The following is a 13,692-nucleotide window of genomic DNA, read 5'->3' as shown; positions in this document are numbered from 1 at the left end:
AACAGGAGATGGCAACATGAGTAATTAATCGGGGCGAACGTACTATCTGCTGCTGTCTAGGTATCACTCGTTGGGGCAGCCCAACGTTAACTCTTTATTGAAGGGAATGGGTATTTAATGAATTGGCGAATCTACCGTAATAAATTGGCCATGCTTATGTCTTTTTTGATCGCTGTACAGGCGTTTTATTTTGTTCCTTCATCCCACGCGGAACCCGGTCCGGCTCCGGATACAGGAGGAAATCTGATCCAGAATGGCGGCTTTGAGGATCGGGTGATTCAGCTGGAAACCAGGCAGCTGCCCAGAGGATCCGAGCCCACTTTAATATGGCTGACTACAGCGACAGATAACCTGATAGAAATTTGGAGAAGCGGCGCTGCTGGTGGTGGAACTATACCTGTTCTATCCGCAAAAGGGAATCAATTCGCAGAGCTGAATGCAACTCAATTCTCTACCTTGTATCAGGATGTCACAACGCAACCCGGTGATGTGCTGACCTGGCATCTTGCCCATCGTGCAAGGGAGGGAGCTCCCACAGGACAAGATGAGATGAAGCTTCAGATCGGCAGTATCGATCAATTCACGGTGACCGGCACCACTTATTCCGTTGAGGAAGTCCCGGGCGCTGCCTCCTACACGAAACGAATCGGACAGAACGGGGCACCGACCGTAATTACCAGTCCGTATAACAATTCGTTTACCATGGTCGATGGTATACCGGACTGGGGATACTATTCAGGGACCTATATCGTGCCTGCAAATCAAACTACAACCCGCTTCGCTTTCACAGCGGTATCTGTCGGCAACAGTTCATCCGGTAATTTTCTGGATGATATTTTCTTCGGTGTTGACGGTAAACTGCCAGTTGCATCGAATGTCCATATCACCGGGACACCAACGCTGGGAGAAACACTAACAGGCAGCTATCAGTACTCGGATGAGGACGGCGATCTTGAGAGTGTAACCGGTTCCGTATACAAATGGTACAGAGGCAGCTCGGAAGACGGCAGCGGCAAGGTGCTGATTGAAGGAGCGACAGACCTTGATTACACGATCACAGATGAAGACTATGGACAATATCTGTTCTTCGAAGTAACCCCCATCGCAGAGACGGGTGCACTGGTCGGAGTGCCGGTTCCAAGTGGTCCAACTGACAAGGTGAATGATCATGCGCCTGAAGCGGCTGACGTAGAGATCGCCGGAACGGCAAAGATCGGAACCAAGCTAACAGGCAGCTATACGTATTCGGATGAGGACGGAGATCCGGAGAGTGTAACCGGATCGGTATATCAATGGTACAGAGGCAGCTCAGAAGACGGCAGCGGCAAGGTGCTGATTGAAGGAGCGTCTGACCCTGACTACACGGTCACAAATGCAGATTACGGCAAGTATCTGTTCTTTGAGGTCACTCCGAAAGCAGAGACAGGTACTCCGACAGGAGAAACTGCTATAAGTCCGGGGGTCCTGGTAAACGATGAAGCGCCGGAAGCAGCAGATGTGAGCATCACGGGCAGTGTCAAGACCGGAGAAACGGTAACCGGAGCCTACACCTATGGCGATGATGAAGGCGATCTGGAAAGCGGATCTGTCTATCAGTGGTACAGAGGCAGCAATGCCGACGGCAGCGATAAAATCGCGATTGACGGGGCGACAGCTGCTGATTACACAATCACAAATGCAGATTACGGCAAGTACCTGTTCTTCGAGGTTACTCCCAAGGCGTCAACAGGTAATCCGACAGGTGAGGCGGTTGTCAGCAGCCCCGGCGCCCTGGTAGGGAATGACGCGCCTGAAGCGGCGGATGCAGCTATCACGGGCACGGCAACTGCTGGACAGACAGTAACCGGTAATTACACGTACTCGGATAATGAGGGCGATCTGGAGAACGAGCCTGTCTATCAGTGGTACAGAGGCAGCAAGGCCGACGGCAGCGGCAAGGAGCCCATAACCGGAGCGACAGGCAAAACCTACCCGATCGCAAGCGGGGACGTGGGCAAATATCTGTTCTTCGAAGTCACGCCAAAGTCCTTGACGGGCAACCCGACAGGAGCGCCAGTCGTAAGCGGACCAAGCGCTTTGGTTAATCCGCAGCCGTATCAAGGAAATGGCGCCACTACGCCGCCGGTTCAGGACGTTACACTCGTATTGGAATCGGATCCGGGCACCGTAGGCAGTGGAGCCAAAACAGTAATCACAAAAATCGTCGGGACCGGACTTTCCATGTCTGCCCAAATCTTAACGGCGGACGGAGAGCCGCTGAATATTCCGGAATTCTCCATTAATGCAGCAGGCAGCTTCAGTCTGCCGAACGTACCGGCAGGGGAATACAAGGTTGTATTAAGCGTCATCGCGCCAACAGGAGAGAAATTGGCAGGCCGCGTTGCGACGCTGACGATCAAGAGCGATGGAAGTGCGACGCTCAAGTCGGATCTGATCGACCCTTATGGCACTATAACGAACGCTGTTACCGGCAGCAAGGTAGCGGGAGCGAAGGTCACGCTGCATTGGGCGGATACGGAACTAAATCGTTCGAAGGGAAGAAAAGCGGGCGATGTGGTCGTGCTTCCGGAGCTTCCGGACTTTGCACCGAACAAGAACCATGATCCGCAATCAAGCAACGATGAAGGGCAATATGGCTGGATGGTATTCCCTGACGGGGATTACTACATCATCGCGGAGAAAGACGGTTATGTTACCTATGACAGCCGCAAGGATGCACGCGACGAAGCGCATGGAGATAACAGTTATGTCCGCGGAGGAAATATTCATGTCGGTGAGTCGATTGTACAGTACAACTTCAAAATGCAGCCGAATGTCATTGATTCTGGAGAACACAAGCCGTACATGGCGGGCTATCCGGATGGTTCCTTCCAACCGGAGCGCGGCATTACGCGTGCGGAAATAGCTGCGATATTGAGCCGGGTTATTCCAGTCACGACAACTGATGTGACAGCGGCAGCGGCCACGTTCAAAGATGTGAATGCCAGGCATTGGGCGGCCAACGCGATTGCCCTTGCCGAACAGCAGAAGTGGATGGTCGGCTACAGCGGCGGGCAATTCGAGCCTGAGAAACAAGTGACGCGTGCGGAGCTGGCTCAGGTGCTAATGAACGCAGAGCAGTGGGCCGTAAGTTTGGAAGGCTCGTTCCCTGACGTCGCCGGACATTGGGCGGAAGACGCCATTGCATCGGGCAAGCAGCAAGGACTGCTGACCGGCTATCCGGACGGAACCTTCCACCCCGATTCACCGATTACGAGAAGCGAAGCGGTGGTCGTTTTCAATAAACTGCTGGACCGTCACCCATGGAAGATCACTGTAAGTCCAAAATGGACGGATGTTTCGGCAGCATACTGGAACTATGATGCGATTATGGAAGCCTCCATCCCTCATAAGTTCGAGAAGTTCGAGGACGGTACGGAGAACTGGACGGAGTAGAGTTCAAGTTTTAAAGGAATATAATAGTCTGACCAGAGTGCGTGGAGCATTGATCCCGCTGGCGGTGAGCTTCTGCTCTGGTTTAATCCCCGGTACCGTTTCAGGTACTGGGGATTAATTTTTAGTTTTGAATGGATGTTATCTAAATTTGCCCAAGTCCGAATCCCCTGCTGAATCCCTTTTGCCGGATCAATCGGTTTTTTCGATAAAAAATCAGAGTTCTCCTCAAAGACTTCCCTTCAAAAAACAATTATATTGTAAGGAGACCAAAAATAAGGGAGCGCTTACAATGGAAAATAAAAAAGTTGTTTTCGTCAAACCGTGGCAGGTTGAAGTGGTGGAGGAGGCATTTGATCCGTCTCCCATTCCGGCTGAAGAGGCAGTCGTGAGGAAGCTGTTTACGCTGATCAGTCCAGGAACGGAACTGGCCTGCTTGTCCGGGGACGAGAGCTGGTTTCAGATGCCGGGAACGCCGGGCTACGCCTCGGTCAGCGAAATTGTCGAGATGGGAGAAGGGGAGTCTGCCCTGCGGAAAGGGGACATCGTTTTTCATTACGGGGATCACTCGAAGTATCAGGCCGTTTCGACCCGAGGAACGTTCCTGAAGGTCCCGGAAAGTCTGGACTTGCGGTGGGTGCCTTTTACGCGCATGGCTACGGTGGCCGCTACCGCCATTCGGGTGTCCAATATTGAGCTTGGCGATTATGTGAGTGTTACGGGACTCGGACTGGTTGGAAATATGGCGGCACAGCTGGCCGGACTGCAGGGGGCTAATGTCATTGGAATTGACCTGTCCCGCAAAAGGCTTGAAATTGCCGAACGCTGCGGATTATTCGATACGTACAATAGCGCCGAAGGGGGAGCCAAGCGGAGGGTGGAGGAAAGGACGGACGGAATCGGCGTCTCCACGCATATTGAAGCCACGGGCATTGCCCAGGTTGCCGCTCAGAGTCTGGACTGGATCGCCAGATTAGGGGAGATCGTGTTCCTGGGCAGTCCAAGGGGGGAATTTAACACCGATTTGACCGATGTGCTGAACTATTGCCATCTTTATAACCGTGGATGCATTACATTCAAAGGGGCTCACGAGTGGCGTTATCCCGTTGAGCCGAATGAATTTCTCAAGCATTCCCTGGTGCGCAACTCGCAAATTGTATTCGAGCTTATGAAACGCGGCAAGCTGCAGATTGAGCCGCTGATCAGCCATGTGCTGAAACCGGAGGAAGCGGCATCCGCATATGAAGGATTGCGGAATGACAAGGATCAATATCACGGGGTTTTATTTGATTGGACCTGATTCCGCCGGCTTGGCAGAATAGGCTCCTTTTCTTTTATAATAGTGATATGAGACAATCGATGGAGAAGCCTGCCGCGCGGGGGCGGATCAGTATCGCAGGTGAAGCCGGTTCGGAGGGATGGACGATGGAAGCATGGATGAATACGATTTCTCCCTTTGTGAGAAAGGTCAAAATTCTGAAATCCTCCTCCCTGTCGGGAGAATGGGTGGATTATGATCATGTGTTTACGTACATCGAGCAGGGCGAAGCGGATTTTATATTGAACGGGGTGAAGTATCTCGTTCAAGAGGGCGATGTTCTCCTGATGAGTCCATTCATGTCACACATCATCCGCACGACATCGGCTGCTCCTGTTATTCAATACATCTTTCATTTCGATCTCTACTATGACGGCGAGCGAAGCGCCTGGACGGAAACCGGAATCACGATGGACAAGCAGAGACAAATACCGGAACGTGAGATGCGGCTGGCTAGCCTTCTGCCCATCTCCCACCTGCGTCCGGCAGACCGTATAGACCTGAAAAGAAGCTTCCTCATGATGCACAAAGCATCCCTTGATGAGCGCGTGAATAACGCGCTGCTCATGAAGGCGGTTTGCATCGAGCTGCTGTTCCTGTTCTTAAAAGGCCAGATTAACAGCGGCTCTCATGAGGGCAAGATGACCAAAGGGTGGGTATTCATTGAGAGAACCATCAGCTTCATTAACGGGCATTACTGGGATCCGCAGCTGGACAATGCATCCATTAGCAAGCATGCCGGCATCTCGACCAATCATTTATCTTTTTTGTTTAAGGAGCAGCTGAATATTACGATTCACAAATATTTGACGCATGTCAGAATCGAACAGGCCAAGCAGCGAATTCTTGAGGGCGGAAAAACGCTGACCGTTATTGCCAGGGAAGTAGGATTCTCGGGCATTCACCTGTTCAGCCGCGCCTTCAAGGCAATGGTCGGTGTTACACCCAGTCATTTTCAAGCTTCGAACTCTAAATTATGGAAATGAATAAAGATTAACTGGTGGAGCAGGCGGAATATGGCTGTTGTCTTCACGAATGGTGCGTAATTTTTGACCGTTCAGAACTTTATTTTCAGCCCCGGACTGTCAATTATCGACAAAAAGTTATAGCCGTGGTACACTGGTTGAGCGACAAGAAATTATGGTCAATTGGATCGTATATTCAACTGCATACTATGACGTTCTCGAAATAAAGTACTGCTGCTTTATTTCTTTTTTTATTTTGAGAGTGATGATAATCAAGCGTAAGGAAGTGTCAACGGGAAGGAAAATGATCATGCCTAATGGAAACAACGATAAATAATGAGAGTGACTCTGCAAATGATCGGATAAAAGAATTTAGCGTAGTCGGCATCGCCGCTTCACCAGGGAAGCTGGAGGGTTTGGTCCAATTTTTGCAGCATGTGGATCTCATTCACGGTCTTTCTTTTATCATTGCGCATCACGATGGGGCACAATCGAAAGACTTTCCGCTGGCGCAGCTCTCCATGCATACAAAGAAGCAAATTTTATATGCGGAAGACAATATGGAAATCAGGCCGGATTGTATTTATTTACTGCCCCCGCAGCAGGATTTCAAATTTCAGTCATGGAAAATATTTCTGAACGATTATCCGTCGGTTGAAGTTAAAGATGAGCGATTGCCTGCCGACCGATTTATGCTGTCGCTTGCCGAAAGTTTTGGAAGCAATACGATCTGTATCCTCTTGTCCCGGGAAGGTATCGACGGAGCAGTGGGAATTGATGCGATCACACGAGCCAACGGGCTGGTGATGGTGGAGGAAAAAAACACAGTCAGCTCCATCCGTTCCGCGGGTAAAGAGCTGGAAGTCGACTGGAATGATTATTTTCTGACTCCCGGGGATATGCCTCAGCACATTCTGGAGTATATCGGATTTTATACGAATCAGACCAAAGACTCCATTGCCGAAGAGCTCAGAACCTTGTTTGCGATTCTGAAGCAAGCTTCGGGCGTTGATTTCTCCATATACAAGCAGGCCAGCATTATGCGGCGTCTGCAACGGCGGATGGGGATTCAGGAGCTTGATAATCTCAAGGCATACAACTATTTTTTATATCATCATTCGGATGAGGTCCTCGCGCTGCAAAAGGATTTATTGATTGGGGTGACGCAATTTTTTCGGGACCCGGGCGCCTATACGGCTCTATATGAAAAGGTGCTTCCTGCGATCTTCGAGCAGCAGGGGGTTGAGAAACAAATCCGGGTCTGGGTAGCGGGCTGCTCTACCGGTGAAGAGGTATATTCGCTCGCGATCCTCTTCTCCAAATATATGGAGGAAATTGAAGAAACCTTTGAAGTCAAAATATTCGCGACGGATGTGGATCAGGAATCCATCCGCTTCGCAGGCAAAGGCATTTACCCCGAATTCATCTCCAAAAATGTACCGCCGGAGTATTTGCAGGCTTATTTCACCAGCCAGGGAAATGAATATAAAATAAATAAAGAAATCCGGCAGATGGTGATTTTTGCCCAGCATAATTTACTTCATGACCCACCTTTTACTCAGCTGGATTTGGTCTCTTGCCGCAATCTGTTAATTTATTTGCAGCCCGAAATCCAGCAAAAAGTGATAGCCCAATTTAATTTTTCCTTGAAGCCGGAGGCCTACTTATTTCTTGGGCCTAGCGAGACATTGGGGAAATTAACGAAATTATTTAAATCCCTGGATAACAAATGGAATCTTTATCAACATAAATCTTCTATATCCACACCTGGCGAATACAGGCAGGAGAATACAGAGAAGGGGAAGAGGCTTAATCACAAAAATAAAGTAATCTCCAGATTAAGGGAAAATGAACGAATTCATAAATTGGATACAATTTCTGCGAGGTTGATCGAAGAATATGTGGGCGCTTGCATTATTATCGATCAGAACAACGACATTATCCATATCAATGGCAATGCCAATCAACTCCTTATCATCCCGAAGGGGAAGCCAACCCATAATCTATTGAAAATGGTGCCGGAATATTTGGCGGTGATCATTGAAACCGTACTGCATAAAGTAAGAAAAGAACTGAAGGAAGTCGTGTACCGGGATATTGCGATCAAAGACAGCTTCAGGGGGCACTCCATACATATAAGGGCGAAGTCGTTTGACGTCGATACGATCAACGATAAATTGATGATCCTTTTTTTCGAAGAAGCGGGAATGCAGCAGGAAGAACCTCCTGTTCACGTCAAGATGGAGATTCAAGCTCCAATTAATCTTCAATCGGAAACGGAGATCGAGCAGTACATCCATGAATTGGACAAGGAACTGGTCAATGCCAAGCGATCTCTACAGGCTGCCAATGCCAAATTACAAATTTCCAATGAAGAGCTGGAAACCTCCAATGAAGAGCTCGGTATGACAAACGAGGAATTGATCGTTTCCAACGAGGAACTGCAAAGCACTAATGAAGAGCTGCAATCGGGAAACGAAGAATTGCTGGCGGTGAATCACGAGTACCAATTCAAGATTCAGGAATTGACCGATTTGAACCTGGACATGTCCAACTTTTTCAACAGCACCAATGTAGCGACTGTTTTTGTGGATGCCAAATTGATTGTCCGCAAAATTACACCTGCCATGACCAAAGAGATTCGTTTGGGAGAATTGGTTATTGGACAGTCCATCGCCGAGATCTCGCCGCATCTCAAATATGACCAATTGGTGGCTGATGCGAATAAAGTTCTTCTCGCGGGCGTGACGATAGAGAAAGAGATCCAGAGCAGCCTGGACGGCAAGTGGTTTCGTTTGAAAATACTGCCTTTTCTTACGTTTGATTCTGTCAATCAAGGAGTTGTTATCACATTTATTGACATTACGGAGCTCAAGAATGCGAGAATGCCCGATTTGCACACCTCTGAGGTGCTTACGACCGTGAGCCTTCTGGCAGCGAGAATTGCACAGGAGATACGCAATCCGTTAACGACGCTTAAGGGGTTTACGAAAATGCTTGTGCCGGGTTCAGCCAAAATACAGCATATTGAAATCATGTCCACCGAACTGGAACAAATTGAAGCGATTACTGATGAATTGCTCATTCTTGCCCGCCCTCAAAATCTGCATTTTGAGAAAACGGATCTCATCCTCATTTTACAGGATGTGATCTTGCGCTATGAACTGGAGGCCGCTGCAAAAGGCGTGGACATCATTACGAAATTTGCGAACCAGATACCCCTGGTCCGGTGTGTACCCAATCAAATCAAACTCGTGTTCAGCAATATTCTTAAGAACGGCATCGAAGCTATGACGGAAAGCGGAAATTTGTTCATCAAGGTGAAAGTCGATGCGAATGAATCGGTCATTGTCAGCTTCAGCGATACGGGCATCGGTATTCGCGAGGAGGAGATGGCCAAGCTAGGGGATATCTTCTACACGACGAAAGAAGAGGGCTTAGGGTTAGGCTTGTTGATATGTTATAAAATTGTTGAGAATCATCACGGCAGTATATCGATTAAAAGCACATCGAACAAAGGGACTCTTGTAGAGGTTAGCCTGCGCTGAATTTCTTCGAAACCACAACTGGCGGAAGGCAGAATTCGTGCTTCGTGACAAATGCATAGCAGGCAATTAAAGAGGGACGCCGGATCATTCGGCGTCCCTTTCTTTTCATGAGGCTATGGGGAAGAGCAAATTGTTTAGTAGCGGTCCAGAATCATTTGGGTTTTCAATTCATCGCCGGCCAGGAACCAGCCCTGCTGCGTCAGCTCGTTTTGGAGCTGCGTTTTCAGCGAAGCGGCATCTGTGCGGCTGTCGGTCTTGAAGGAAGCTTCGGCGATATAATCATAGCCGCTTCCGTCTGCTTGAAGGATTTCATACACTTCGATGTCGATGTCGTCACCGCTCCATGTGCCGGTCCAGCGTTTGCCGTCAACCGGCCCGTACAGATGGGCATCCTCGAGCAGATCGGTGCCCCAATTGCTCGAGCTCCAGTCTTCGAATTTGCCGGGAGCTTCATCAATCGTAATGTCGATCGCATCGTCCTTGGAGAGGTTGTCCATGCCGTCATACCCGTCTTGATCGACCGACTTCTTGTTGCTGAAGCTAAGTGTCTGCTTTTGATAGCCCCAATCAACCTGTGCATCGTAGTCATCCTCGTCGGCATCGAAGCCGTCAAGTGCTGCGGCTGCCAGTGCGGCATCGATATTGCCATTCGTAATCGGATAACGCTTCTTGTAGGTCAATTCGAATTCCTTGTCGTCGAAATCTTCCATTTTACGCACCCGGACGTTCCAGCCTTCAGCGTTCAGATCCTGATCGTCCGAATCCAGAAATTCCGTGCTCATCTTGGTCTTTGTGCTTGGTATACCGAAATGACTTCTCACACTGCTGCTCAGATCGTGGTTCGAGTCGAGCACAGCGCCTGGATTAAGCAGCAATTTGACTTCATAATCGGGAACGGCCGGTGAAGGAGCGGCTGACGCCTGATGGCTGTTGAAGGACAGAGTAAGCGTGCTGAGCAGAGCGGCAGCGAGGATTGCAGATTTGGCAGTTTTGAGCAGGCGGAATTGACCTTGTGCGAACATTATAAATGCCTCCTTGGATTGTGGGCGGGCTTCCCGTCCCATTGTTGTTACTGCTGTAAGGCTTGGCCGGATCGGTCGGCAGGAATGCTTACTGTCCGGTCGGCTCTCCATGAATCAGGCGAAGACGCTGTTGACGCCGGTACCAATGCCGGATCGGCCGGTGCCATGCCATAAATTCAAGCGGTTTCATTCAAAAATGGACATCTGCCGGTTTGGCGGCGGGCATTCCCTCCTTCAGGACAGGCTGTAATCGGTACTGTCTTAGCATAAGGGAGCAGTGTTAGCCAAAGGTTAACGCTATGAGAAGGTTTTATTAAGTAAAATCTAACAATATATATATTAGTATAGATATTGTCTATATTAATTTCCTTTTAAATGGTAATCAATAGATATCTAAGGATCCCCGATCTGTTTCTTGTAGTATAATCTGACGTATACAACTGACATCTATAATAGAAGGAGATGATAGCAATGGTTCCAGAAACGAACGGATCGTATTATGCCGTCATATTCTCAAGTGAGCGTACAGAGGGGGATAACGGATACAGCATCATGGCTGATAAAATGGAGCAGATGGCTGGCCAACAGCCTGGTTTCATCGGGGTGGAAAGTGTCCGGGATTCCTCGGGAGCCGGGATCACGATCTCCTATTGGGAGAGTCTGGAGGCGATAAGGAACTGGAAGCAAAATCCGGCTCATCTTGCCGCCCAGGAGAAGGGCAAGCAAGAATGGTATCAAAATTACAAGGTTAAGATTTGTAAAGTTGAAAGGGAGTATTCTTTTTAACGGGGCAGCAGTCCTGGAGGACTTGGATGAAAGGGCCTCGCGATTATTTCTGCATGAATAATAAGTTCTCTGACCATACTTGAAATTAATGAGACAGCCGCGTTAATGGAGATGAGGTGCAGAATTTTGCTGTTTATGACAATCGCAACAATCCTGGCCATTCTTGTTGTCTGGTTTATGCCCAAACGGCTTACCCGGCAAGAAATGTACTGCACATGGTTGTTCATGGTGGTTGCAACACGTACCGCTGACCAATTGCTGGACCTCTACTTCAAACTTTATAATCAGCTTGGCCCTGGCGTAGAATGGCAGGCCGTTGTGCTCCAGTCTATTTTTCCAGGGGCGGTAGGAATACTGATCCTGAATTTTATGCCAGAGAGCGGCCGGCATTTTTTCTACTATCTGATCGGATGGACGCTTGTATCCGTTGCGTTTGAATGGTTAACTTTGCGGGTCGGTTATTTGACCTATATCCACTGGCTGCTTTGGTATTCAGCCGGTGTGTATATCATCGGGATTATTCTGCTGCGGCTGCATCTTTCTTTTTTACGAAGAAACAGAAAAGCCGTCATTTATAATGATTGACTTCTGCGGGAAGAAACGCTGATGCCCGCCTGGCCGGATGGATTCCGGTCGGGCTTTTTTGGTATGGATTGAAGCGGATTTACGGGGCATGAAGGGAACAAACCAATCGCAGAATTCCGGGCATGGGAGAAAAGTCCAATGCGATAAAAAGTGCAAGACATGGCTTGCAGGCCGGGAGAAATGTATGATTGCCGGCAAGAACCGCTCTCTCCTATGATTGCGCTATAACGTGATGAGGAGGAGCACCATGACCAGCAGCTGGCTGTATTCGTTGAAGCGTGATAAGTATTTATATATTTTGGCGCTGCCCGGGGTTTTATTTTTTCTGATGTTCAAATACGTGCCCTTATGGGGACTCAGCATTGCCTTTAAGGATTATTCTCCCTATCAAGGCATCCTGCAAAGCCCGTGGGTGGGCCTTGAGCATTTTCAGCGTTTCTTCTCCAATCCCGATTTTCTGAATCTGTTCAGAAATACATTGGCCATCAGCTTTATGAATCTGTTTCTGTTTTTTCCCCTACCGATCGTGCTGGCGATTCTGCTGAACGAGCTGCGGAATCAACGGTTCAAGAAAACGATCCAGACCATCGTGTATATGCCCCACTTTTTGTCGTGGGTCATTATTGTCGGCATCACCTTTCTGCTGCTCTCCCAATCGGAGGGTGTGATCAACGAATTGCTGGCCGCGGCGGGCTTTGCGAAAATCGGCTTTTTGACCAATCCGCGTTTGTTCTGGATCATCCTTACGATTCAAAACATCTGGAAGGACGCCGGATGGGGGACCATCCTGTTCCTGGCGGCAATTGCGGGAACCGACCCGCAGTTATATGAGGCGGCGAAGATGGACGGGGCCGGCCGGTTCCGCCAAATGTGGCATATTACGCTTCCATCCATCCGCAACGTCATCGTCATTCTGCTGATCCTCCGGATTGGGCATACGATGGATGTCGGCTTCGAGCAGGTCTTTCTGATGATGAATGGCGCTGTTTCCGATGTGTCGGATGTCTTCGATACGTACGTCTACCGTGCCGGTATCCAGCAGGGTGAATTCAGCTACAGTACGGCGATCGGGTTCTTCAAGTCCGTCACGGGCCTCATTCTGGTCATCGCCGCTAACCGGTTTGCGAAGAAGATGGGCGAGGAAGGGGTGTATTAGATGAAGCCAACCATGGGAGACCGCTTGTTCATTACGGCCAATGCCGGCATTTTGTCGATTATCGGACTGGTTACCCTGTTCCCGCTCTACTATGTATTTGTCGTGTCGTTCACGGACCCGCAGGAGTATATCGACAGAGGTTTTGTGCTGTTTCCACAAGCCTGGAGCACGCTTTCGTATCAATACATTTTCTCCACAAAAGCATTCGTCAATGCGATCGGCGTCAGTGGTATTCTGGCGACTGCCGGTACGGCGGTTTCGCTGCTGCTGACATCCAGCTTTGCCTATACGCTGTCGCGCAAAAGACTGAAGGGCCGCAGAATCCTGATGCTGCTGGTGCTGCTGACCACGCTTTTCCAAGCGGGCATTATCCCTGATTATCTGCTTGTCAAGGAGCTCGGCATGATCAACAGCATCTGGTCCCTGATCATTCCGGTCATGACCAGCGGCTGGTTCGTACTGCTGATGAAGGGCTTTTACGACAGTATCCCGGATGCGCTGCAGGAGGCTGCGACGATTGATGGCTGCAATGAAATCGGCGTATGGATGAGAATTATTCTGCCGCTGTCCATACCGTCCATGGTGGCCTTTGGCCTGTTCTTCGCGGTGGGGTATTGGAACACGTTTTTTAACGCGATGCTGTATATCAACGACTATACGAAGTGGCCCTTGCAAATGCTGCTGCGCAACATGATCGTCGATTCATCGACCTCGATGGGCGGTTCAATGGCGCTGGGCAACGATTTGCAGCTGCCGAGCGAGACGATCAAGATGGCGGCGGTCGTCGTGGCCACTGTCCCCATTCTTATGGTATATCCATTCCTGCAGAAGCATTTTGCAAAAGGAGCCATGATCGGCTCCGTGAAGGAATGAGATCCTA

Annotated in this window: 9 protein-coding genes; 8 read left to right on the top strand and 1 reads right to left on the bottom strand. The window is 49.4% G+C overall.

The genetic code is table 11. The annotated features are described in order from the left end of the window. Positions 1 to 117: 117 nt before the first annotated feature. The 4 genes from AC0YOA_RS19965 to AC0YOA_RS19950 all read left to right on the top strand — a co-directional run bounded on the left by AC0YOA_RS19965 (position 118) and on the right by AC0YOA_RS19950 (position 9,263). Positions 118 to 3,435, top strand: a complete 3,318-nt coding sequence (locus tag AC0YOA_RS19965) for an S-layer homology domain-containing protein (protein ID WP_475788086.1) — start codon at positions 118 to 120, stop codon at positions 3,433 to 3,435. Positions 3,436 to 3,724: 289 nt separating this feature from the next. Then, on the top strand, positions 3,725 to 4,732 hold the full coding sequence (locus AC0YOA_RS19960; protein ID WP_475788085.1) for a zinc-dependent alcohol dehydrogenase: 1,008 nt from the start codon (positions 3,725 to 3,727) through the stop codon (positions 4,730 to 4,732). Positions 4,733 to 4,791: 59 nt separating this feature from the next. Beyond that, positions 4,792 to 5,736, top strand: coding sequence for a helix-turn-helix domain-containing protein (locus AC0YOA_RS19955; protein WP_475788084.1), 945 nt, complete (start codon positions 4,792 to 4,794; stop codon positions 5,734 to 5,736). A 296-nt stretch (positions 5,737 to 6,032) separates the two neighbouring features. Beyond that, the gene (locus AC0YOA_RS19950) at positions 6,033 to 9,263 is read left to right on the top strand and encodes a CheR family methyltransferase (RefSeq protein WP_475788083.1); all 3,231 of its coding nucleotides are present in this window, start codon (positions 6,033 to 6,035) and stop codon (positions 9,261 to 9,263) included. A 134-nt stretch (positions 9,264 to 9,397) separates the two neighbouring features. Here AC0YOA_RS19950 and AC0YOA_RS19945 read toward each other — a convergent pair whose 3' ends face one another. After that, a complete protein-coding gene (locus AC0YOA_RS19945; protein ID WP_475788082.1) occupies positions 9,398 to 10,285 on the bottom strand; it encodes a hypothetical protein in 888 nt (295 codons plus the stop codon). Positions 10,286 to 10,756: 471 nt separating this feature from the next. On the opposite strand from AC0YOA_RS19945, the gene AC0YOA_RS19940 reads away from it, so the two are divergent. The 4 genes from AC0YOA_RS19940 to AC0YOA_RS19925 all read left to right on the top strand — a co-directional run bounded on the left by AC0YOA_RS19940 (position 10,757) and on the right by AC0YOA_RS19925 (position 13,685). Further along, positions 10,757 to 11,071: an antibiotic biosynthesis monooxygenase family protein gene (locus tag AC0YOA_RS19940; protein WP_475788081.1), complete on the top strand. Its 315-nt coding sequence runs from the start codon at positions 10,757 to 10,759 to the stop codon at positions 11,069 to 11,071. Positions 11,072 to 11,206: 135 nt separating this feature from the next. Continuing rightward, entirely contained in the window at positions 11,207 to 11,656 is a 450-nt protein-coding gene (locus tag AC0YOA_RS19935) for a hypothetical protein (RefSeq protein WP_475788080.1), read from the top strand. Between the two features lie 247 nt (positions 11,657 to 11,903). Then, complete coding sequence (locus AC0YOA_RS19930) at positions 11,904 to 12,812, top strand: ABC transporter permease (protein WP_475788079.1); 909 nt, start codon at positions 11,904 to 11,906, stop codon at positions 12,810 to 12,812. Then, positions 12,813 to 13,685: a carbohydrate ABC transporter permease gene (locus AC0YOA_RS19925; protein WP_210044825.1), complete on the top strand. Its 873-nt coding sequence runs from the start codon at positions 12,813 to 12,815 to the stop codon at positions 13,683 to 13,685. Positions 13,686 to 13,692: the final 7 nt, after the last annotated feature.

The sequence above is a fragment of the Paenibacillus sp. JT22N12 genome (assembly GCF_056269365.1).
The sequence above is the reverse complement of the archived record's forward strand: the minus strand, read 5'-3'. Positions and strand labels throughout refer to the sequence as shown.